General features: G+C 62.6%; 15 protein-coding genes and 1 tRNA gene. 4 read left to right on the top strand and 12 right to left on the bottom strand.

Translation table 11 applies throughout. From position 1 onward, the window contains the following. Positions 1-93: 93 nt before the first annotated feature. From lpxA to AAFG13_RS04855, 7 genes are all read right to left on the bottom strand, one after another. Positions 94-930 (bottom strand): acyl-ACP--UDP-N-acetylglucosamine O-acyltransferase, encoded by an 837-nt coding sequence (lpxA, locus tag AAFG13_RS04885; RefSeq protein WP_342711295.1) that lies wholly within the window; start codon positions 928-930, stop codon positions 94-96. Between the two features lie 129 nt (positions 931-1,059). Continuing rightward, positions 1,060-1,866 carry an MBL fold metallo-hydrolase gene (locus AAFG13_RS04880; protein ID WP_342711294.1) on the bottom strand — a complete coding sequence of 269 codons (807 nt, stop codon included), beginning with the start codon at positions 1,864-1,866 and terminating at the stop codon, positions 1,060-1,062. Then, positions 1,863-2,654, bottom strand: coding sequence for a TatD family hydrolase (locus AAFG13_RS04875; protein ID WP_342713549.1), 792 nt, complete (start codon positions 2,652-2,654; stop codon positions 1,863-1,865). The genes AAFG13_RS04880 and AAFG13_RS04875 overlap by 4 nt, the downstream gene beginning before the upstream one ends. Before the next feature lie 14 nt (positions 2,655-2,668). Beyond that, entirely contained in the window at positions 2,669-4,642 is a 1,974-nt protein-coding gene (gene metG / locus AAFG13_RS04870; protein WP_342711293.1) for a methionine--tRNA ligase, read from the bottom strand. 89 nt (positions 4,643-4,731) lie between these two features. Continuing rightward, positions 4,732-5,772: a DNA polymerase III subunit delta' gene (locus AAFG13_RS04865; RefSeq protein ID WP_212314468.1), complete on the bottom strand. Its 1,041-nt coding sequence runs from the start codon at positions 5,770-5,772 to the stop codon at positions 4,732-4,734. Then, positions 5,769-6,455, bottom strand: a complete 687-nt coding sequence (tmk, locus tag AAFG13_RS04860) for a dTMP kinase (RefSeq protein ID WP_342711292.1) — start codon at positions 6,453-6,455, stop codon at positions 5,769-5,771. The genes AAFG13_RS04865 and tmk overlap by 4 nt, the downstream gene beginning before the upstream one ends. Before the next feature lies 1 nt (position 6,456). After that, positions 6,457-7,716 carry a D-alanyl-D-alanine carboxypeptidase family protein gene (locus AAFG13_RS04855; RefSeq protein WP_212314466.1) on the bottom strand — a complete coding sequence of 420 codons (1,260 nt, stop codon included), beginning with the start codon at positions 7,714-7,716 and terminating at the stop codon, positions 6,457-6,459. Between the two features lie 162 nt (positions 7,717-7,878). Between AAFG13_RS04855 and AAFG13_RS04850 the strand changes: the two genes are divergently transcribed. After that, complete coding sequence (locus AAFG13_RS04850) at positions 7,879-8,814, top strand: alpha/beta hydrolase (protein WP_342711291.1); 936 nt, start codon at positions 7,879-7,881, stop codon at positions 8,812-8,814. A gap of 50 nt (positions 8,815-8,864) precedes the next feature. Here AAFG13_RS04850 and AAFG13_RS04845 read toward each other — a convergent pair whose 3' ends face one another. Further along, on the bottom strand, positions 8,865-9,773 hold the full coding sequence (locus AAFG13_RS04845) for a septal ring lytic transglycosylase RlpA family protein (protein ID WP_249132418.1): 909 nt from the start codon (positions 9,771-9,773) through the stop codon (positions 8,865-8,867). 870 nt (positions 9,774-10,643) lie between these two features. On the opposite strand from AAFG13_RS04845, the gene AAFG13_RS04840 reads away from it, so the two are divergent. Then, complete coding sequence (locus AAFG13_RS04840; RefSeq protein WP_342711290.1) at positions 10,644-11,078, top strand: NUDIX domain-containing protein; 435 nt, start codon at positions 10,644-10,646, stop codon at positions 11,076-11,078. Here the strand turns inward: AAFG13_RS04840 and AAFG13_RS04835 are convergent. Continuing rightward, positions 11,071-11,502 (bottom strand): low molecular weight phosphatase family protein, encoded by a 432-nt coding sequence (locus AAFG13_RS04835; RefSeq protein ID WP_342711289.1) that lies wholly within the window; start codon positions 11,500-11,502, stop codon positions 11,071-11,073. The two genes, AAFG13_RS04840 and AAFG13_RS04835, sit on opposite strands and share 8 nt — an antisense overlap. Positions 11,503-11,749: 247 nt before the next feature. Between AAFG13_RS04835 and AAFG13_RS04830 the strand changes: the two genes are divergently transcribed. Together AAFG13_RS04830 and AAFG13_RS04825 are read left to right on the top strand one after the other, a co-directional pair. Continuing rightward, positions 11,750-11,839 (top strand) — tRNA-Ser (locus AAFG13_RS04830). Positions 11,840-12,001: 162 nt separating this feature from the next. Beyond that, positions 12,002-13,276, top strand: a complete 1,275-nt coding sequence (locus AAFG13_RS04825; RefSeq protein WP_342711288.1) for a tyrosine-type recombinase/integrase — start codon at positions 12,002-12,004, stop codon at positions 13,274-13,276. A gap of 293 nt (positions 13,277-13,569) precedes the next feature. Here AAFG13_RS04825 and AAFG13_RS04820 read toward each other — a convergent pair whose 3' ends face one another. From AAFG13_RS04820 to AAFG13_RS04810, 3 genes are read right to left on the bottom strand one after another with little or no spacing between them, the layout of a single operon-like run. Further along, the gene (locus AAFG13_RS04820; RefSeq protein ID WP_342711287.1) at positions 13,570-16,383 is read right to left on the bottom strand and encodes an ATP-binding protein; all 2,814 of its coding nucleotides are present in this window, start codon (positions 16,381-16,383) and stop codon (positions 13,570-13,572) included. Between the two features lie 31 nt (positions 16,384-16,414). Beyond that, the gene (locus AAFG13_RS04815; RefSeq protein WP_342711286.1) at positions 16,415-19,366 is read right to left on the bottom strand and encodes a DUF1156 domain-containing protein; all 2,952 of its coding nucleotides are present in this window, start codon (positions 19,364-19,366) and stop codon (positions 16,415-16,417) included. Further along, on the bottom strand, positions 19,363-22,875 hold the full coding sequence (locus AAFG13_RS04810) for a helicase-related protein (protein ID WP_342711285.1): 3,513 nt from the start codon (positions 22,873-22,875) through the stop codon (positions 19,363-19,365). Before AAFG13_RS04810 ends, AAFG13_RS04815 begins: the two co-directional genes overlap by 4 nt. Positions 22,876-22,914: the final 39 nt, after the last annotated feature.

The raw sequence follows: 22,914 nt of genomic DNA, 5'->3' as shown, positions 1-22,914 counted from the left end.
TGCAAGTGCGGCCCGCCCTTCAAGACGCCGAAGGCCGTGATATCCGGCACGCTCCCGAAGGTATCGACCGAAAATCCAGAAATTTCTGCGGTGCTATCGGCTCGGTTCAGCGAAAGGGCTTCGGCGTGCGGCAATCATATGATCGTCGTTCGCCGGCAGACACAGCGAGCGATGCCTAACCGCGTCGATGAAGGCCAGAATTTCTGCAATCGCGGGATCCGCATCCGCCAGTTGCCTTACCTCGTGCAGACGCGCGGCAAACACACCGGGGCCGCGAAATAGCTTCTGATAGAACGCTCGGATCACCGCGAGGCGTTCGCGGGTAAATTCGCGGCGTCGCATGCCAACGAAGTTGAGCCCGGCGAGACCCGCGTACTGGCCGCTTGCAAGGCCAAACGGGATTACGTCGCCACGTACGCAACTTGTGGCCCCGATCATCGCCTGCGCCCCGATCCGAACGAATTGATGGGCGGATGAGAGGCCTCCCATGAAGACAAAATTGCCGATTTCGCAATGGCCGCCCAGCGTCGCGGACGTGGCGAAGACGACGTCGTTCCCTACCACGCAGTCGTGGCCGACATGGCTGCAATTCATGAAATAGCCACGATCGCCGACGCGGGTAACACCGCCACCCGCGACGGTTCCGGCATTCATGGTGACGTGCTCGCGGATCGTGCAATCCTGGCCGATCTGAAGTTTGGTCAGTTCGCCGCGATAGCTGAGGGCTTGCGGGGGCGTGCCGAGCGAGACGAACGGATAGATCGTGCAGCCGCCACCGATCGTGGTCTCCGCGGTCATGTGCACGTGCGCGATAAGCTTGCAGTTTGCACCGATAATGACGCGGGAACCAATAACGCAATAAGGACCAATCGACGTGCCGGCGCCGATCACCGCCCCATCCTCAATCCGCGCAGTGGGATCGATGAGCATCTAGTTCCCTCAAAAATGGATTATTCGCGACCTCCAGCAGAGTGCAAGCTCAAGCAGAGTGCAAGCTCAAATGCCGTCCACCGGGTGTGACCCGTTGGATTTATTGCCGCGCGAACACGACGGCTTGCTTCAGCCTGCCCGATCGAGCGTCAGCCGCATGCCGTCATAGGCCGGGATCACGCCGGCCGGCAGACTCTGTCGCAACACCTCGTAGTCGAGGTCGGAATGCATGTTGGTGATGACCGCGCGCTTCGGCTTGAAGCGCTCGATCCATGACAATGCGTCGGCGACGCTGAAATGGCTGGGATGCGGCGCATAGCGCAGGCCGTCGACGATCCAGAGATCGAGACCTTCCAGTGCCGGCCAGCTCGCCTCGGGAATGTCGTGCAGATCGGGTGAGTAGGCGGCGTCGCCGATGCGATAGCCGAGCGCAGGTATCTGGCCATGCTGCACCAGGAAGGCCTCGAGCTTCAGCGGACCGCCCTTCCCCTGCACCGTGTGGCTCTCGCCGGCCTCGATCGAATGACGGGTCAGGATCGGCGGATAGTCGCTGCCTTCCGGCGAGATGAAGCAATAGGAGAACCGCGCCATGATGTCCTTGGCGGTCGACTGGTTGAAGTAGACCGGGATGCGGCGGCGCTGGTGCAGCACCACCGAGCGCAGATCGTCGATGCCGTGGGTCTGGTCGGCATGCTCATGCGTCAGGAACACCGCGTCGATGTGCTCGACATTGGCGTCGATCAGCTGCTCGCGCAGGTCGGGCGACGTATCGATGACGACCCGCGTGGTGCCGTGCTCCATGGTGCGCTCGGCCATGATCGAGCAGCGGCGGCGGCGATTCTTGGGATTGTTGGGATCGCAGGCGCCCCAGCCGAGCGCCGGACGCGGCACGCCGGCGGATGAGCCGCAGCCCAGAATGGTCAGTGTCAGCGTCATGTAGCAACCTTCGGCGCCGGCACCTTGGAGAACAGCCGGAAGAAGTTTTCGGTGGTCTGCCGCGAGATCTCCTCGAGCGAGACGCCGCGGGTCTCGGCGAGCACCTTGGCGACCTCGACAACATAGGACGGCTCGTTGCGCTTGCCGCGGAATTTTCCGGGCGCAAGATACGGCGCGTCGGTCTCGACCATGATGCGATCGGCCGGTAGCTCGGCGGCCAGCGCACGCAGGGTGTCCGACTTCTTGAAGGTCAGGATGCCCGTGAACGAGATCGACAGCCCGAGCGCGATTGCCTTCATCGCCAGCTCGCGGCCGCCGGTGTAGCAGTGCAGGACGGCCTTGAACGGCCCCTTCGCGATTTCGTCCTCCAGGATGCGGCCGCAATCCTCGTCGGCCTCCCGGGTGTGGATCACGAGCGGCAGCCCGGTTTCGCGGGCCGCGGCGATATGCGCGCGAAAGCCGCGCTCCTGGGCCTCGCGCGAACCATGCTCATAGAAGTAATCGAGCCCGGCCTCGCCGAGCGCCACGACCTTCGGATGCTTCGTCAGCTCGATCAGTTCGCTGGCCGGGATGCCGTCCTCTTCATCGGCATGATGCGGATGAGTGCCGACCGAACAGTAGATGTCCGGAAAGCGCTCCGTGATCGCAAGCAGGCCGCCGAGCCGCTTGACCCGGGTCGAGATCGTGACCATGCGGCCGATGCCGGCCGCTTCGGCGCGGGCGATGATCCCGTCGAGATCGTCGGCGAAATCAGGGAAATCGAGATGGCAGTGACTGTCGACCAGCATGAATTTCGAACCACTCACTCGGTCTTCGGTTCCACATAGCGCGGAAACACGCCGACCGGCGCCGGCAGAACCGTGCCCGGCTTGATCCGCTCGGCGATCGCCGCGAAGCTGCGCGCATCCGCTGTTATGCCGAGGCTGTCGAGCATCTTGCCGCAGGATTCCGGCATCACGGCCTGCGCCATAATCGCGATCTGGCGCACGACCTCGGCGGTGACATAGAGCACCGTCTTCTGGCGTGCCGGATCGGTCTTCGCCAAGGCCCATGGCGCCTCGCCGGCAAAGTAACGGTTGGCTTCGGCGACCACGGCCCAGACCGTGTTGAGCCATTGATGGATCTGCTGCGTCGCCATCGCGGTGCGCGACGTCTCCAGCATGGCGTCGGCCTGCGCCAGGATCGCCTTGTCGCTGTCGCTGAATTCGCCGGGCTCCGGCAGCACGCCGCCGAGTTGTTTGGCGATCATCGACAGCGAACGCTGCGCGAGATTGCCGAAATCATTGGCGAGATCGGCATTGATGCGCGCGACGATGGCCTCGTGGTTGTAGTTGCCGTCCTGGCCGAACGGCACTTCGCGCAGGAAGAAGTAGCGCACCTGATCGACGCCGTACTGGTTGGCCAGATTGAAGGGATCGACCACGTTGCCGACCGACTTCGACATCTTCTCGCCCCTGTTGAACAGGAAGCCGTGCGCATAGACGCGCCTTTGCAACGGGATGCCGGCCGACATCAGGAAGGCCGGCCAGTACACGGCATGGAAGCGGATGATGTCCTTGCCGATGATGTGCACGTCGGCCGGCCAGTAGCGCCAGTGCTTATCGCTCTCGTCGGGATAGCCGACGCCGGTGATGTAGTTGGTCAGGGCGTCGACCCAGACATACATCACGTGCTCGGGATCGTTGGGGACCTTGACGCCCCAGTCGAAAGTGGTGCGCGAGATCGAGAGATCCTTCAGCCCGCCCCGCACGAAGCTCATTACCTCGTTGCGGCGCGAATCCGGGCCGATGAAATCGGGCTGGCTCTCGTAGAGATGCAAGAGCTTGTCCTGGTAGGCCGACAGCTTGAAGAAATAGCTCTTCTCCTCGACCCATTCGACCGGCGTGCCCTGCGGGCCGCGGCGAACATTGTCCTCGCCGACCGTGGTCTCGTCCTCGGCGTAATAAGCCTCGTCGCGCACCGAGTACCAGCCGGCATAGGCGTCGATATAGATGTCGCCATTGTCCTGCATGCGGCGCCAGATTTCCTGCACCGATTTGTGGTGCGCGGGCTCCGAGGTGCGGATGAAACGGTCGAACGAGACATTGAGCCGTTCGTCCATCTCCTTGAAGCGCGCGGCGTTGCGGGTGGCGAGATCGTACGGCGTCATCCCCTCGCCTGCCGCGGTCTGGATCATCTTCTGTCCGTGCTCGTCGGTGCCGGTCAGGAAGAACACGTCCTTGCCGTCGAGCCGCTGGAAGCGCGCCAGCGCATCGGTCGCGATCGCCTCATAGGCGTGGCCGATATGCGGCTGACCGTTCGGATACGCGATCGCGGTCGTGATGTAGTAGGCGTTGCCGCGGTCCGCGGCAGGTGCCGGGACGGACGCGCGCGCAGCAGCCGTCGCTGCGGGTTTGGGTTGCCTGGGCGCGTGGACCGTTGCCGCCTTCGGTGCCTTCTCGGCAGCCGGAGCTTTCGGCACTGCGGGCTTCCTTGCAGCCGGAGCCATGGCGGCCGCCGCTGCCTTCTTCGGCGGAGCCTTGGTGGGCTTCGTGGCAACCTTCTTGGCGGTCTTCTTCGCAGCCTTCTTGACGGCCTTTTTGGCGACCTTCTTTGCCGCCGGCTTCTTGGCACCCGTCTTGGCCTTGGTGGCTTTCTTCGCCTTTTTGGTGACGCGCCCACCCTTCTTGGCCTTGACCGCGCGCGACTTCGCCGTGGCTTTGCTGGTCACGCGAGCGGGCGATGCCTTCTTCGTCTTCTTGGCCTTCTTCGACGATTTCTTCTTAGCGGTCGCCACCACGGAATCCTTTGCAGATCGAAACGAGATTATCGGGAGTGTTGTCAGACGGATGTGTTTTCGGACGGGTGCGTTGTTAGACGAGACGTCTATCGGGTCGCGTCCGCGAGCATCGAAAACACCGAGAAAACCAGCGGCTTGCGCTCCAGATTGTAGGCTTCGGTATCGCGTGCGGCGCGGACGATCTTTTCCCATACCTCCGCCAGCCGTGCAAGGCGCGGCAGATTGGCATTGGCGTCGCCGGTTCGCATGCGCTCGCTCATCCAGCGATCGATGCCGTCGATGAAAGCGGCAAGCGCGACGCGGTCGCTGGTGCCGAGCGCATCGCCCAGCGCGTGCAGCTCGCGCGGATCGACGCTCGGAAGCGTTGCCAGCAGCGCGGCGGTGCGTTGCTGCAGCTTGAGCGCATCGCCGCCGAGCAGCGTCAGCGCCCGCCCGACGCTGCCCTCGGACGCTGCCGCGGCTTCCGCCAGCGCAGGATCGTCGGCCTCGATGTCGGTTGCGGCCGTGGCCGCGCGCACCACATCGCCGGTCTCCAGTGGCCGCAGCAACAATTTGCGGCAGCGGGACAGGATGGTCGGCAGCACCCGTGACGGCGCGTGGCTGACCAGCAGGAACAGCGACTGCTGCGGCGGCTCCTCGAGGATTTTCAGCAGCGCGTTGGCGGCATTGGGATTGAGCTCATCGACCGTGTCGACGATGCAGACGCGCCAGCCGTCGACCGCGGCGGTCGAGCCGAAGAACGAGATCGTCTCGCGCGTCTCGTCGACCGTGATCACGGTGCGCATCACGCCGCGGTCGTTGAGGCCGCGCTCTAGCACCAAGAGCCCGCCATGGGCGCCCGCCGTGATCTGGCGCGCCACCGGATCGGACGGATCGACCCGCAGCGTCGGCGCCGCCTGAACCTGGGATGACTTCGGATTGCGGAATGCGAGCACAAACCGCGCCATGCGATAGGCCAGCGTGGCCTTGCCGATGCCCTGCGCGCCGCCGATCAACCAGGCATGCGGAATTCGTCCGCTGCGATAGGCATCGAGCAAGGCGGTCTCCGCCTCGCGATGCCCGAACAGATCGGGGGTTTCGCGCGGGTGGCGAGCGGGGTTCTCCTGTTCGACCTTGCGTGCGCTCATGCGGGAGTGTCTGCGGTGAGCGTTGCGCGCAGATGCTCGCGCAGCGCGGCCCAGATCCGTGCCGCAACCGTGTCCGGATCGGCCGTCGCGTCGATCAGCACACAGCGCTGCGGATCGTCAGCCGCGATCCGGCGGTAGGCGTCGCGCAAATCCTGATGGAACTTGATGCCCTCGGCCTCGAAGCGATCCGCCGTGGCATTGCCGCGGCGCAGAGCCGCGCGTTGCAGTCCGACCTCGACCGGCACATCGAGGATGAAGGTGAGGTCGGGCTTCAGATCGCCGATGGTGACGCGCTGCATGGCATTGACGAGGCCGGGCGACACCTGCCCGAGCTGGCCTTGATAGGCGCGCGTGGAATCGAAGAAGCGATCGCACAGCACCCAGATGCCCTGGTTGAGCGCCGGCAGGATCACAGTGCGGACATGATCGTCGCGCGCGGCGGCAAACAGGAGCGTCTCGGCTTCCGGCCCAAGCAGCTTGCCCATCCCCGACAACACGATGTGACGGATGATCTCGGCCCCTGGCGAGCCGCCGGGCTCACGGGTCACGATCGCGCGCAGCTTGGCGACATCGAGCCGTTCGGCGAGCTTGCGGATCTGGGTCGATTTCCCCGATCCCTCGCCGCCCTCAAAGGTGATGAAGCGACCGCGCAAGCTCGGCCGTTGGACTGCTGCTTCCGCCATGTCAGAGCTTCTCGACCCCTGCGCGGAACATTCCGATCACAAGCTCCTGGGCGCCGTCGAGCGCGCGGCGCATCGTCGATCCCGTGCCGACGGCATCCGCCGCGAACACCGGAGTCTCCATCGCGACATTGCCGCCGCGCCAGACCCGGACGACGCCGATCTGCTGGCCGGCGGTGATCGGCGCCTTGACCGGGCCGCTATAGATGACACGCGCGAGCAGCTTGTCGTTGCCGTTCTTCGACACCATCACCTTGATCGGATCGGGGCTGACCAGCTTGACCGAGCGGCTCTCGCCGCCGAACACCCGGGCGTAGCCGACCGGCTGGTTGGCCGCGATCAGGACCCGGGTCTCGAAGCTGCGGAACCCCCATTCCAGCATCTTCTTGGCTTCGGTGGCGCGATCTTCGGAATCCTCGAGGCCGTTGACCACGACGATCAGCCGCGTGTCGTTCTGCACGGCCGAGCCGACCATGCCGTAGCCGCCTTCCTTGGTGTAGCCGGTCTTCAGGCCGTCGGCGCCGGGCAAAGCGTTCAGCAGCGGGTTGCGGTTCTGCTGGCGGATCTTGTTCCAGGTGAATTCCTTCTCGCCGAAAAGCTTGTAGCGGTCCGGGTAAGTCAGGATGATGTGGCGCGCTAGCACCGCGAGTTCCCGCACCGTCATCTTGTTGGTCGGGTCGGGCAGCCCGTTGGAATTGCCGAAGGTCGACTTGGTCATACCGAGCTCGCGGGCGCGCTTGGTCATGAAGTCGGTCGCAAAAGTATGCTCGTTGCCGGCGATGCCTTCGGCGAGCGCGATGCAGGCGTCGTTGCCGCTCGGGATGATCGCACCGTGCAGGAGGTCGTCGACGGAGACCTTGCTGTTGATCGCCGCGAACATCGTGGAGGTCCCGGACGGCGCCCCGCCCCGCCGCCAGGCGTTCTCGCTGATCCGGTACTCGTCGGTCAGCTTGATGTCGCCCTTCTTGATGGCGTCGAACACCACCTCGGCCGTCATCAGCTTCATCATGCTGGAGGGCGCGCGCAGCTCATCGGCATTCTTCTCGAACAGCACGCTGCCCGAGGAGGCCTCGACCAGGATCGCGGTCGGCGCATCGCCGTCGAACCCGCCATCTTCCTTCTTGGCACCCTGGACGCTGTTGTTGGCGGCATAGACCATCCCGCCGCAGCCGATCGCCAGCACGACCGCGGCCGCGACCAGGCCACGCCAAGAACGCCCGGCGCGAGCGAACAACGTGCGGGGAATTGCGATCTGGGCTGCCATCGGCGATGTCCTGAAAGACTGCGTTCTAACAGCTGGAAGTATCGCAAACAACTGAGGTTTCGCCGCTTGTGCACGGCCGCCTGGATTGCCGGCAGCGCTGAACGCCCGTATCCTTGGAACCAGCTAACGACAGCAGAACCGGCAAACAAGGCGGAAACGCGAATGTCATCCTCCCGCACCATTTCCGCCAACGGCATCGATATGTTCGTGCGTGAGGCCGGGCAAGGCCCACTGGTCGTGCTCTGCCATGGCTGGCCGGAGCTGTCTTACTCATGGCGGCACCAGATCGCAGCCCTCGCCGCGGCAGGCTTCCGGGTCGCAGCCCCTGACATGCGCGGCTTCGGCCGGACCACCGCGCCGGCCGATGTCGGCGCCTACACGATATTCGATACTGTGGGCGACATGGTCGCGCTGGTGGCCGCGCTCGGCGAGCGGAAGGCGATGATCGTCGGTCACGATTGGGGCGCGCCGGTCGCCTGGCACGCGGCCCTGTTCCGTCCTGATATCTTCACCAAGGTCGCCGGCCTCAGCGTGCCGCCGCCGTTCCGTGGCCGCGGCCGTCCGCTGGAGACCTTGCGCGAGGGCGGTATCACCAATTTCTATTGGCAGTACTTCCAGCCGCCCGGCGTGGCGGAGGCCGAGTTCGAGCGCGACATCGCCCACACCATGCGGCTGGTGCTCGGGCGCGGCGTCTCCGATCCGAGCTCGATGTTCGTCGACGAAGCCAAGGGCTTCCTCGGCAAGCTGCCGACCGGAATGCCGCTGCCGGCCTGGCTGACCGAGGCCGACATCGCCCAATTCGCCGAGGGCTACCGGCAGTCCGGCTTCCGCGGCGGCCTGAACTGGTACCGCAATCTCGACCGCAATTGGGAGCTGACCGCGCCCTGGCAGGATGCGCAGATCCACCAGCCGTCGCTGTTCATCGCCGGCTCGAACGATTCGGTGATTACCGGGCTGATCGGTGCCAAGCGGGTTGCGGACATGGAGCGCGTGCTGCCGAACCTGCGGCAGAAGCTGATCATCGAGGGCGCCGGCCACTGGATCCAGCAGGAGCGCCCCGACGAGGTCAACGCGGCGCTGATCGCATTTCTGAAATGATCAGGCCAAAGGCTTGATTCGCCACGACTTGATTCAGTAAGTGGCTTGCTTCAGTAGAGCCCGCGCCCGCTCAGCACCTCGGCCGGTCCACGCGCGTCGATCGGCACATAGGCCGCCGCCGGGCTCGGGGCCGCGGCGTAGCGCGCGTCACCCTCGTAGGAGACCTCGCGCGGATTGTTCGGCACGCGGCGGTGTGACCGGCTCGAGGCCGACATTTCCGAGGTGGCGCTGACCGAGGCATAGTCGGACTGGGTGTTGCCGAGGCTGTAGGGCCGCCCTTCAGGCAGCGGGACATCGCCGCGGACCCGGCCCGACGAAGACGACATTTCCGGCACGAACGGCCGCGCGGAGGCGACCCGGACCATCGACGGCGACGGCGCCGGAGTTCCAGTGCGCAGGGTTGCCATCAGCTGGCGGTCGTCGGAGCCTTCGAGCGGCGCTCGCCCGACGTATTCGACGCGGACGCGCGCGACGCCATTGCCTTTAAAATCAAGCAGTTCGGCGGCCTTGTTCGAGACGTCTATGAGGCGGTTGCCGTGGTACGGGCCGCGGTCGTTGACGCGAACGACGAGCGATTTGCCGTTGCTCAGATTGGTGACGCGCGCGTAGCTCGGCATCGGCAGGGTCGGATGGGCGGCCGTGAGCGAGCCCATGTCGAACACCTCGCCATTGGCGGTCAGGCGGCCGTGGAAATCATCGCCGTACCAGGACGCCATGCCCTCGGCGCGATAGTTCTCGTTCTCTTCCGGCACATAGGTGCGGCCGGCGACGACATAGGGCTTGCCGATCCGGTAGGTGCCGCCGCCCTTCGGCACGGGGTCACCGAGCGCCACGACCCGCGGGCTCGAGGACACGCCGTACTTGGGATCGATCCGGCTGGTGAGCTGGTTCGAGGAGGCGCAATTGGCGAGGACGAGGCACGAGGCCACCGCAACGGCGCCGCGTGCCGTCCGGATCATCGAATCTGGCCGTCTAATCCCCATCTGCCCCAAGTACCATTCTGCAGGACCCGCGCCTACTTCGAGGCGTCGGGATCGATTCTGTCGCTGTGCGGCCCACCTCCGCAGCAGATGGTGAAGATATCGCAACCGGAACACGGCGGAAATGGGGAGAGCCATCGGGCGGTGGCGTCTTGGTGAATGGTCTGTTGCGCCTCCTCCGTCCTTCTACGGACCTTCCGTGCGCGCAAAACGCCCTCGCCTGTCCCGCGATCAGACACACTGTTGCAGCAAATCATCAGTCGGGGGGCATCTTCAATTCCAACAATTGAATCTTTTTGACTGTGCAAGGCTGCAATCGTTTTCTCTCGGACGTGGGGCGCAAAGGAAGTTTGCGATGATCGAGACGGTTACAGCGGTGATGGGCCTGGTGAGTGCGGCGATCTTCTTGGCGCATGCCGTGGAAGGCTATCGGTACAGGGCCTGACAGTCCGTTGAAGGCGGAAAGACGCGTCACCTCTTTCCAGGAGCGAATGTTCGGAAAGCTTTAATCAATTCGGATGAGCATCGGTAGAAAGCAGGTGTATCATGCGTAATCACGATTTGGTCTCCGACGGATTTCTAACCCTGACCGCAGCAAGCCTCGTGCTGCTGTGCTCCAGCCTGCTGGCCTTCGCTTTCGGCTGAACACATGATGTCTTGGGCGCCATCTGCGTCCACGCGAAAGACCGCGGCGACCCTCGCCGCTCGACCTCCGGCTTCAGCGTCAGAGTGCTGGCGATACCAGCCAGACGTCTACCCCGCTGAGATGATCCGCGCAGCAGATCCGCCGTCTTCTCCCAGCCCCGGTCTTGACGCACCCCTCCACCTTTCCCGCGAGAGGATTCGCGCATGTCCGGCCGGTTACGAGAAGGAACGTCCGCCCTGCTGGTCACCACGGATGGCCGGTTGCTGATGCAATTGCGCGACGACCTGCCTCACGTCTCCGACCCCGGCAAGGTCAGCCTGTTCGGCGGGCGGAAGGAAGGCAGCGAGACGTTCCTGGAATGCGTGGTGCGCGAAATCCACGAGGAGATTGGCTATTACCTGCCGCCCGAGCGCTTTGAGCTGATCGGTCGTTATCTCGGGCCGGATCATTCGACGCCAGGCGGCACCCTTCGCGGCGAGGTGTTCCTCGCGTGGGACGTGCCGATCGACCGGTTGAAGGTCACTGAAGGCCGCCTCGAGATCGTCGCCGTCGATGATCTCGAATGCATCAGCGGCAGGCTCGCACGCCCGGCGGAATATGCGCTCGCGATCTTCCTGAAGCGCGAACCGGTTACCTGAGCGATGAAACCAGCTCGCGGACGAGCTCGTCGATCATCGGCAACGCATCCGCGGGATAGGCAACATCGATATCGTGCACATGCCAGTAGGTCACCCTGCCGGCGACCTCGGGGAACCTCCGCTCGATCAGCGGACGATGCTCGGCCTCCTTGAGCGCGATCACCACGTCCACGCCGTCGAAGTCAGCCAATGAACATGGCTGCGGATAGCGCGCAGCGCCCTCTGGAACGATGCCGTTGGCGCGAAGCCGGTCGTCGGCAAACACCGACATGGCGCCGACATTGTCGGGCGAGCCCCGTTCGGCGGCGCCTCGCGAGGAGGCGCGCCACGGCAGGTTTTCGCCGCGCGCAAGATGATTGAACAGCTCCTCGGCGTATCGACTGCGGTAGTAATTGCCGGTGCAAAGGAAGAGGACGCGCTTCATGGGCATCATGATGGCCAGCGGCGGTGGTCGCGGTCAACCGTGGTGCGTGCATGCGACGAAGACCCGTGGCCAATTGCTGCGGCCTCGGCTCCACAGCATCGGCTGAAGGCCAGGTTGTCTTCGCGCTCGAATTCAGTCGGTTCGCTGCCGGTGGACCGGGCAAACGGCCCATTTCGCTCCGGTGTTCTCACCAAGTTCGCGTTGCGTTCGGCGTCGCCCTACGCTAAGGGCCTGATCCGAATGATCCGGAAGGGTGGCCGAGTGGTTTAAGGCACCGGTCTTGAAAACCGGCGTGCCCGCAAGGGTACCGTGGGTTCGAATCCCACCCCTTCCGCCAATATAGTGTTCTCCGTTGTTCTCCGCTGTTCGGAATCCCCAGTAAAATCAGCGCTTTCGTCGGCAGACGGTATTCCTTTGTTCGCCGCCGTTCCTCACAATCAATGCGCAAACCGTAGCTTGGGACCGTGGGTTCGGAGGATGGTTTTCATCGGAGGAACACATGGCTGGAAAGCTCAAGCCACTTGATGTCGAACGCGAAACCAAGTGCGGAAAATATAGCGACGGCGGCGGGCTCTACCTGATCATCACCGGGCCTGCGGCAAAGAGCTGGTCTTATCGTTATTGGAAGGACGGAAAGGAGCGCTGGCACGGCTTGGGTTCCTTCAAAGACGTGTCGCTCAAGAACGCACGCCTTGCACGCGACGCGGCCCGCTTGCGGGTGAAGGGCGATCGCAGCACGGCCGGCGTAGACATCGTCCAGGAACGTCGTGAAGCCCGCCAAGAGGCGAAGGCGATGGAGGCGCAGACCGCGGCGCCAACGTTTGAGGAATGCGCGGAAGCCTACATCCGGATGCAATGGTCGTCTTGGAGTGCGAAACACCGTGACCAATGGCCCTCCTCGCTTAAGCGATACGCTTATCCCACGATCGGGAAGCTGATCGTCACGGAGATCAAGCCGAGCCACGTTCACGAATTGCTCGAGCCCATCTGGGTGGCCAAGCGTGAGACCGCCAATCGGGTTCGCGGCCGCATCGAAACAATCATCGCCAAGAACGCAAACATAGACGATCCCGATTTCCGGAATCCGGCCGAGCTTACTAAGCAGCTCCGAGAAAAGCTCCCGAAGCGGCCCAAGCGCGTCATTCGTCACCATCCCGCCCTACCCTATGCCGAGGCACTGCAGTTTATGAGCGGGCTCCGCGCGGCCGAGGGACGAGCCGCGGTCGCGCTGCGCTTCCTGATCCTCACTGTTTGCCGCACGAACGAGATCGTGGGCGCCAAGTGGACCGAGATCGATCGGGCCTTTCCAACCGGTCCTGTATGGCGGATTCCCGGTGAGCGCATGAAAATGGACCAGGACCATTGCGTGCCGCTCTCTCAGGCGGCGCTCAACGTGCTCGACGAGCTTAGCGAAGGCCAACAGAGCGAGTTGATCTTTGCCAATCCGGCGGGCCACGAGTTTTCCGAGAACGCCATGCTGGCGGTGCTGGATCGTCTAGGGTATCGGCACGTCACCGTACACGGCTTCCGGGCAACGTTCGCGACCTGGGCGGAGGAGTGCACCGACTATCCGGACGGTGTCCGAGAAGCCGCATTGGCGCACAAATACAAGACCGAGACGACGGCAGCCTACCAGCGCGGTCAAAAGCTAGAAAAGCGTCGCGCCTTGATGAGCGATTGGGCCAACTTGATCACCGGCGGGAACATAGTCCCTCTTCATGCGGCAGGTTCCTCGCAGACAGCGCGCCAACGGTGCACCGTTCCCGTTCCTTAGGCTAGCGGTGCCGCATATGCGCCCTCGAGATTGGAATGCGAGGCCGAGCGTCAGCGTCACCCCGTTAGGCATCGATGCGGTCAGATGGATCGTACTCCCCCGCACAGAACGTGATGCGTACTCGGCCAAAACCCCTCCCCGGAGGACACGCTCGCGATCTGCAACAGATGGCCGAGTGATATTCCATCATTCATGCATGGGATCCCCAGCACGTGTAAACTTTGGTGAAGGGTTCGGCCTTCGGTCTAACAAAGCTTTGCTTCGCCGAGGCTGCGAACCAGTACGGCGCGGAATCATTCCCAATCTGCCGTCTTCAAGCCAAGGCTGCGCGCGTTTTCAGAAACTGCTCGCCTCACACCGTCACTAGCTCCAGCGGGAAACTCTGCCGAAATTTCCACAATGAGACGGATGTTCGCATTTGGATCGGAGGCGAGAACGGAAACGATCTCGTCCGCAATCTGCACCAGTCGCATCTTTGCAGTTGCAGGCGCAACCTCCGCTGCTCCAAAGAACGACCTGGCCTTTGCGGCGCCCGGCGTTAGCGGCTTTGCGCCTAACTCGACCACCCCTCCCGCAGGTGTATCGCCGGGGCTGGGATAAGTCGGTGCGGAGCCCGGCCCTACGGCCTGGCCGGCGCTGGCGGGTTGCGCCTTCGGGCGATTGGAATCCTCGTAGGCCCGTGCCGCCTCCGGCTCGATCAGAAGCAGCGTATCATCGAACACGATGCTGCCGCTGCCAAGAGCGAAGCCTTCGAACTTGCCGTCGGCTTGACCGTAGGCGGAGCCAAAGAAATCTTTGCTAGCAGCGCCAGCTTGAATGGCCTTCGCAAGCACCTCGCGCGATTTCAGGCGCGGCATGTAGAGATAGCGCAGCGTATCTTCAAAGAAAGTGGACAAGTTCGCGGCAGTCTGACCACCCTTCCAATAAAGCTCTTTGAGCTTCGTGCGCAGGTGGATGGGCGACCAGGTGATAATAACCAACTCGTTGTCCGTGCAAATCCGCTCGATCTCCGAACCGGCCGAAGCGCCGGTCGTGTTCAGGGCGAACGCCTCGACGCCGGGCTTGGGGTCGGTCGGCGCATCTTGCATCGGACAAAGCAGCCACTTGTAACATTCGCGAACGGCGCGGGGCAGAACGTCTTCGGCGCTCTTGAGCTCTTTCTCGGCCTGATTCTTTTGCAAGAGGTCGATATTGAGCCGGCCTTCCTTGACGTCGTCGACAATCGACATCCAGGCCAGCACAGCCCGGGCCACGTCGTTTAGGCGCGCCAGCGCGCCGTGGTCGGCGGCAACGAAGATCAAGCGATTGCCGCGATAGCGCGGTTTCGCTCCATTCTTGGCTATGGTGTCGAGAACAGCCTCGAAAGCAGGTCGGGTTTCGTCCTTCGTGTACCAAGCCTCGGGTGGCAGAATAACCAGCCGCAAGGCGGTATCGTCCGGTATGTCCCCATGGGGTGTGAAGATATGCACGCCGTCAAAGAACAATACGCCGCCGACCGCCTTCTTCACGGCCTCGGCGATCCTGCCGCGCACTTCGGTCTTGTCGTCGAACCGCCGTTTGCGATCCTCCATTTCGCGGCGAAGATTGGCGCGAGTGTCGAACCAGAAGCGTGTTGCGTCCTGACTCTTGTCGCCGGAAGCGTTGAGGTAATGGAGCCGATCGGCAAGGCGGTTGAGCGCGTCGGCAAAGACGGATGAAGTCTGCCCTGGTTGCAAACAGCCAAGAATAATGTGCGCCCGGTCGATCCCGCGCACGGCGGCCTTGGACACAACTGACGATGGCGCGCTGCCAAGAAAGACGGTGCGCGCGATGCGCCGCGCCGCGCCGACCTGGCCAAATCTTGGCTCGCGGCTTTCAAGTGCGGTGGTTTCGGCGCGCTCGCCGTCAATGTCGCGCTCGATCACCGCGTCCCAGCCGGCGGGCAGGTAGTAAGTGAGTTCGTTGCGGCTGTTGCCGTCATGAAGCGGCAGGCTGCCGGGCATAATGAGCAGGTCTTTGTTGTCGTCCTTCCACAGGCGATAGATGACCTTCGCCATAAGTTTGAGGACGCCGCGCGTGCGCTGGAATCCGTCAATAGTTGTCCAGTCCTCATACAGCCTGTCGAACACCTCCGGGTGGATCGGATAAGCCCGCAACAACCGGTCATAGTAACGGCGTTCCTGGGTTTCGGCGGGGAGCTTCACGCCTTCGGCAATATAAATGTCGGCGAAGGCGCGGCAGACGGTTTCCCGAGTCTTTTCATCGCGCACTGGCTCGAACAGGCGGCGGCGCACGATTTCGAAGGCTTCCTCGGTTGCGACTGGCTTCCAAAGCGCCTGCAGGCGGCCGAAAGTCTTTTCCAGGGCCCGCAGCGCGGCAACGCCGCGCTGGCTGCCGGCTTCAAGATCGGACTCGGGCAACGATGCGAGTACGATGGCGCGCGGCACCAGCTTCACCGCTTCGGTAAGTGCCTGCACGAAAGAAAGATTGCTGTCGTAGCTGCCGCCGCTAATAGCCTGCGATTCGGGGAATTGCCGGACATAGGCGACCAACTCGTCAATGAGCACGACGCAAGGCGCATATTTCTCCAGGAGGGCACGCAGCACATCCTTGCCGGGCGATGTACCGGTGGCATCGGCCTGGGCGACCAGCGCAAAGGCTTCAGTGCCGCCAAGCTGCCAAGCAAGTTCGCCCCAGATCGTCTTAATGGTCTCGCCGCCGCGCTTCCAAGGCTGCCCCGGCGCGTAGGCCGTGCCGTCGAGCACGGCGACACGCGCCTGCGGCACAGCCATCAAGCCAGCCTTATCGACGAGCGCTGAAACGCCAGCAAGCTCGGACAAGGTGCATTTTCGGGTGGCTAGATGATACACGGCAAGCATGGTGTGCGTCTTACCGCCGCCGAACGCGGTCTGAAGCTGGACGACCGGCTCACCTCCTTTGCCAGCGAGGCGCTGCGCCACCTGCGTTAATAGAAGCGCCATGCCTTCGGTAATGAAGGTACGGTCGAAGAAGGCGACAGCATCCTGATATTCGCGGCTTGCCCTGCCAGTGCTAACCGCCGTGATGTCGGCGGCAAATTCCGATTGCTGAAATGTCCCCTCAAGCACGTCCTGATGGGGAACAGCCACTTCCCTCCAAGGTTTCATATGCGCCCCCCCGTCAGCCGAACAGCTCAGCCTGCTGCGCTATCGGGGCGGCCGCCGCGGCAGCCTCGATCGCGCTCCAGCTTGTCACGATTTCATTATAGGCGCGGGCGTCCTCAGCCCAACCCGCTCGCTCGCAAAGCGTATAGAGCCGATAGGCGAGTTGCCGGCACGGTTCAGCCTTCGCCGCGACGGACGCAAGCACTTTTCCGGCGCCGCCCTCGCCTTCCGTTTTGAAGACGCGGATCAGCTGGTGCAACGCTTCCCACACCGGAAGGCGGTCGTCCTCAGCCGGTTTCCAATCCGCCGTGTATTCGCTCCACTTAAACAGACGGACAACCCCGCCGGCGGCAAAGAGCACGCCCGACTGTCTCACGCCGTCAACACTGGTGCCCTTGGCTCGGGCGAGCGTATCAGCCTCGCCGAACCGGCCATCTTTCCACCCGTATTGTTCGAACCAGTGCAGGCAGAACTGGGTGTCGTGGTCGAAGTCGTCTTCGGCCAGAAAGCGGTTAATGAGTTGCAGCGCCGTCCTCACGGCCATCGGCGTGCCGTCCGCTTCAAGTACAGCGGCATACTTCGAGAACACCGCCATGCCCGGGCCGATGATGGACTGCGAAAGGTCAACAGGGGCCACTGGCGAACGGTCATCTCCTGATCCGCGCGTCATCCCGTCGAGAGCTTCGGGTAGAACCTGGTTCAACTCCCGCAGGAACGCGCGCCGGGAAATGGTCTCCGCCGTCGCCGGGCGCGGACGGCAAACAAGAATGATGCTTGAGGCAAGTGCATTCGTACCAGAGCCAATCATGCGGCTGCTCATTTCGGTCCGCATCGGCCAGGTGCCGCTGATCCCGAACCCTGCTCGGATAACGGCGTCAAGAAAGACCTCCCAGCCTGTGCTTGCCGTGCCCTCCGCACCCCGGGTCTCCGACTGCTTAAAGGCATAATAAATGGTCACCGGAAAGGCGAGGTTCGCCTGCTCAGCGAGACGGTGCATCGCCTGGGTCATGCCATCTAGGAAGAAACGCTCCGCCTCCTCCCTCCCGCCATGCCGATACGGCGTGGCGACGAGTTCCTCAGCTTTCGGTGTTGCGAGTGTGGCGAAGAGATCGGGGAAGACAGGCCGCAGCGAACGCCGCAGCCAAACGTAGAAAAAGTCGGATAGATCTGCGTAGGCGATGTTGTCGTAGTACGGCGGATCAGTGGAAACAACCGCGCCTGATGATAGTTCTTGAGACTGCGCATCCTGCTGCTGCGCCCTACCGATGCGTTCGCTCGGCGACAGGTTTGCCAATGGCAAGCTGAGCGTCTTCAGCACGGTCTCCAGTCCACCGACTGATTCGCTGAAGAAGTTCACTTCTGCGTAGTCCCATGTCATGGGCAGCGCTTGCCGTCCAAACGTCACCCGAACTGTCGCCACGCGGGCGGATCGGCCCGACTCAGTGCGGTTCGACGCGGGCCCTGCATCCCACGTGCAAAGCGACGAGCCCTTGTCGGCAAGCTTGCTGACTAAGAAACCCAGGTAGACAGCGACTGCGTCTCCATACGCGGCAGCCCCACTTCCACCTTCGCGCAGCGGCCTGTTGTCATCCGGTAAGTTGGCAGCGAGTGCATCCCGGCGAACCTGCTCTCGCGCCTCCGCGACGAGGTCTGAGAATGTTGCCAGCGCAACGAGCTGACGGTCGGTAAAGACGTCACCCCAAGATGTGAGACCATACGGTGTACAGTTTCCACCGGTCATCCGTGTAGCAATGTTTCCTTCAGGTCGCCAAGTCGCCTTTGCTTCCCATGCGGCGGCTTCATGTTCTGGTGTGGGCGTAAGGTAGATGCGCTCGCGCGCACCTTCTGCGACGATCGCCATGAGTCGTGCGCCCATGCTGTGCGCTTTGCCTTTCGCCTTGATGTAGTCGCCGCTAATTGGCGATCCGGACATGAGGCAGCGGAAATTCGACCCGCGCGCTAGTTTCGTCCCGCTTCTCGCAGCGGCCTCATCCTCAGGCTTGCCCACCTTCACCCGGAACTGATAGCCACGCCCCTCGATCACCGGCTCGACATAGGTCTCCTTGCCCGCCATCGGCGAGAGAATGAAACTTGAGACCAGCGGCACATCAACATCCGCAAAGGCCGGGTTAGGGCTCTTCACTGTTCTCGCCCAGAGCCATGCGACGACGGTTAGCCTCTGGCCGACGTACTGTTTCAAGTCGGGTCGCTTCTCCGCCATGCTTGCAGTGATCTCCACCTGCGGATAGAGGTGGCCAACACGCTTGTGCGCTTCATCGCGCATCCAGTTGCCATAGTAGCGCACGTCGTCCGCTAGGCCCTGAGACCCTTTCCACTGCCTGCTCCATGCGTCACGGCTGTTTCGGGCCTCCGGGCTCACCGGAGGGCGCCCCGAAAACATCGGAGGTATCTCGATCATCGCCTTGTTGATCAGAACGGCGACCGGGTTGAGATCGGACGCATAGACCTCAAGCCCCAGTCGCTGTGCTTCCAGCGGCAAGGCGCCGCCGCCGGCAAAGGGGTCGTGGAAAGGAGGCAACTTCTCGGGGTCGAACAGTTTGTCGGCCTGTGGGTGGTCCTTATTGAGCTCGCAGGTTTCGCGCCAGGATTTCCGGATTTCTGCGCGGGCCTTCTCAAGCACGACCTCGTTGTTGGTGTTCTCCCACTTCACCAAGTCCTTGATAATGCCGAAGAGCCGGTTGCGGCTGGCGACCCAGCTTGCCTTAATATTAGTTGGCGGGACGTCGCCCGGATGTTCCAGCTCCCATTTCCACGAAGGGTCGTTCACCATCTGCGTGAAGATGACGGTTCGGGCGGCGGCAAGCGGCCGCCTAGCCCACCAGAGGTGCAGCTCTCTGATGCCGAAGCGGATCGACTTCTCCCTCGCGGCTGCTTCGTTGATTGCATCCAACGGCAGCGCGACCTCGATCAGCTTCTTAGGTCTCTTTATGGGAACTGAAACGGTCATACGGCCTCGGCGCGGGCAAGAAGTTCACCCAGATTGTAGTTGATCGACGCGACGCCCCATTCGGGCTCCCGCGCGAATGGGTTACGGATGTAGTGGGGACCCTGGTGATCGCCGTCGGGGCCAACTATCACGATGGCCAGCACGAACTTGTCCCCTTGGTTGAAAGCGTAGAGCATTTCGTTGCGAGTAATGGTGACCGTGCTGGCGCCCTTCACCCGACCTTTCACCTCGATATGGCGCGGATCGGGCTGCTTGCCGTCGATGGCCGGCGGATATGAACTCAAATCCCACCCGCATTTGGCGGCGGATACATCAACGACACGGCAGCCGCGCGCTTCCTCCGCTTTCTGCACGGCCCGCATGGCGAGCTTCTCGACGCGCGAGCGCGCCACGGGATCAGTGGCGAAAGTCGCGGCGGCCGTATCGACGGGCTCATCGCCGCGCAACTGGCTCAAGAGTCCGGCAGGAACGATCAGCGCCGCGCCCAGCACGATGGGTGTACCGTTAGCGACATGGCGCATGGCCTGAAGATCTTTCTTACGGTTCTCCAGACGGCTCTGCAGATCGGCAAGCGTACGCTCGACATTTTGAAGGTTGAGGCGGACATCCTTGCCAGCTTCGGCATCTTCCTTGAGCTTCAACCAGCGATCCTGCCAGAAGGCGATTTCCTTGCTTAGGCGCTCGTGGACAGCGTTCAAGGTCTTTTCGACATGGGCGATGCGCCGCTGCGCGACCTCGCCATAATGCTCCGGCACCAGCGTTGTTGCCGCCAGCGATAAGGCGCGTTGTTCCTGGCCCGACGCCAACCACGACGCATTGAGCGTATCCTTGAGCAAGGCCCTCTCGCTCTCGGCTAGCGGTTCAAGATCGAGATGTGGCGCCCAGCCGGCGAACTCGGCCTTGCCATCCGGCCCGACGCGCACGAACTGCAGGCGCTTGGACAGCACAGCGCCATCGCCCGACTTGATTTCATGTGTGAGCAAGAACAGCAGCGCGGGATCGAGACCTTCATCGGCCGGGTCGATCAAGACCGCGCCCTGCCGCAATAGGTTTGCGTGCTGTTCCAAGATCATGTCCGACATGGCGAGCATGACCGGATGGCCAGGATGCATCAGAACGGCGCGTTCCAGGCCCGGCTTGTCGAGGGGCTGAATGGCCTCGCGCTCGAAACAAATGCGGCTGTAGCGACGCAAGACGGGTTCATGCTCGCGACGGTTTCGCCCCGTAAGGCGGCGGTCGCGCTCGCGAATCGCCGCGGGGACGTGGGTGATCTCGTAGCGCCCGGCCTCGCGCGGATGCGCAGTGCCGCCAAGCGCATCGAGCGCTTTGGTGAAGAAGGCACGCACGAAGAAAGGCTGAAGCCGCCTTGCTTCGGCCTTCTCCATTTCTTCTTTCACTGCGAACAGTCGCTCCGGGCTCATGGTTTCCTGAGCAAGCGCGTTGCGATCCAGCAAGGATTTCAAGTGATCGCGGTCGAGCACCTGGTCGATCTTCTGCGTCAGGCGTTTACGCACGTCGGGCCGGTCGCCGTAGCGGATGGCCTGGATCAAGAGGTCTTTAAGGCTGGTCTCCTCGAAGACCTCCCCGAGAATATCGAACACGCGACCCTTGAGGGCATCGCTCTCGATTTCCAGCTTTTTGAGAAGGCGGTGATAGACATCGCCCTCGCGGGTTTCTTTAGCCACTAAATTCCAAAGATGGCAAACCTCAGTTTGCCCGATTCTATGAATGCGCCCGAAACGTTGTTCCAGCCGGTTCGGATTCCAGGGCAAGTCATAGTTAACCATGAGGTTCGCGTTCTGAAGGTTCACGCCTTCGCCCGCGGCGTCGGTTGCGACCAGGACGCGAACATCGGGATCAGAACGGAAGAGCGCCTGAACGCGGCGGCGCTCGTCACGATGGGTGCCGCCGTGAATGGTGCCGATGGCATCCGGATTGCCGAGCACGCCGGCAATCTTGGCATGAAGGTAGTTCAGCGTGTCGCGGTGTTCGGAGAAAATGATGATCTTGCGCTGCCGTCCGGCGGCGTCGTGCATTTCGGGACTGTTCTGCAAAATCTTGGACAGTTCGTCCCATTTGCGATCCTGACCAGACGCGACGACGGCTTTGGCCTGGGCCTCCAATCCCTTGAGGATGACGATCTCGCCCTCAAGCTCAGCGACGGTTTTGGCAGCAGTCGCCTCGTCGATCAAATCTTCTTCAAGAGTCTCCTGCTCTTCGGCGCTTAGATCATCATCATCCTCGGGCACGCTAGGGTAGGTTTCGGCGACTGGCTGACGGCCCTTGATGCCGAGCTTTTCTTCGCGCAGCCGATTCTCAAGCCGCTCGCGGCGACGCTTAAGGGACTGGAAGATCGCTTCGGGGCTCGATGCAAGCCGACGTTGAAGCGCGGTGAGCGCGAAACCGACTGAACCCTTACGTGCGCCTTCAAGCTGGTCGGCCTTGCCCATTTCGGTTTGGACGTAATTGGTGACGGCCTCGTAGAGGGCCGCTTCGATCTGCGAGAGTTCGTAGTTGACCGTATATGCCTTGCGCTCGGGGAAGAGTGGCGTGCCGTCGAATTTGACCAATTCCTCCTTGACCATGCGGCGCATGAGGTCAGAGGGATCGACCTTGTGCACGCCGTCGCGGAACTTTCCGTAAAAGCGGTCGGAGTCGAGCAACGAAAGGAAAAGCTGGAAGTCTTCTTCCTTGCCGTTATGTGGCGTTGCTGTCATTAGCAACAGGTGACGCACATGCTTGCCCAGCTTCTCGGCAAAGCGGAAGCGTCCAGTCTTTTCTAGCTTCGAGCCAAAGTAGTGAGCTGAAAGCTTGTGTGCTTCGTCGAAGACGGCCAAGTCCCAGCCGGGAGCGCACAGCTTTGCCTGAAGCTCTTCGTTGCGAGCAAGCTGATCGAGGCGGACGATCAGGCGCGGATAGTCGTTGAACGGATTGCCGCTTGGCGAGGTCTGTTCTAATAGGCTGGAGTAGACGTGAAACTCCAAGCCGAACTTCTCGAACAGCTCGTCGCGCCACTGCTCGACCAAGCTGCCCGGCGCGACGATGAGAATGCGGTGCGAGTCCGCGCGCATGATAAGCTCGCGGATATAAAGGCCGGCCATGATGGTTTTGCCGGCGCCGGGGTCATCCGCGAGCACGTATCGCAGCGGCTGGCGCGGCAACAGTGACTCGTAAACGGCGGTGATCTGGTGCGGCAATGGCTCGACGTTAGAGCTGTGCACCGCCATCATCGGGTCGAAAAGGAAAGCCAGGTCGATCCGCTTGGCCTCGCATGCGAGTTGAAATGCCCCGCCATCACCGTCAAAGGAGAATGGGCGCTCGGCACTCGCAATCGCGATCGATGCTTCATCAGCCCGACCGAGCAACCGCTCTTTCATTGCGCCGTCGGGCCTGCGGTAAATGAGCTGCACGGATCCCTCAGCGAGAGGAACCAATGCCACTACCGACACGACATCTGTTGGCTCGATTCCGGAAAGGCTCTGCCCGGACGCAAGCTCTTCAAGCCTCATCACCCCCCCTGCCTTCTTGCAAGCTCGCGCCGACCTCAG

This window comes from Bradyrhizobium sp. B124, assembly GCF_038967635.1.
Classification (GTDB): domain Bacteria; phylum Pseudomonadota; class Alphaproteobacteria; order Rhizobiales; family Xanthobacteraceae; genus Bradyrhizobium.
Note: the sequence above shows the minus strand (reverse complement) of the source record. Positions and strands in the feature narration are given on the sequence as shown.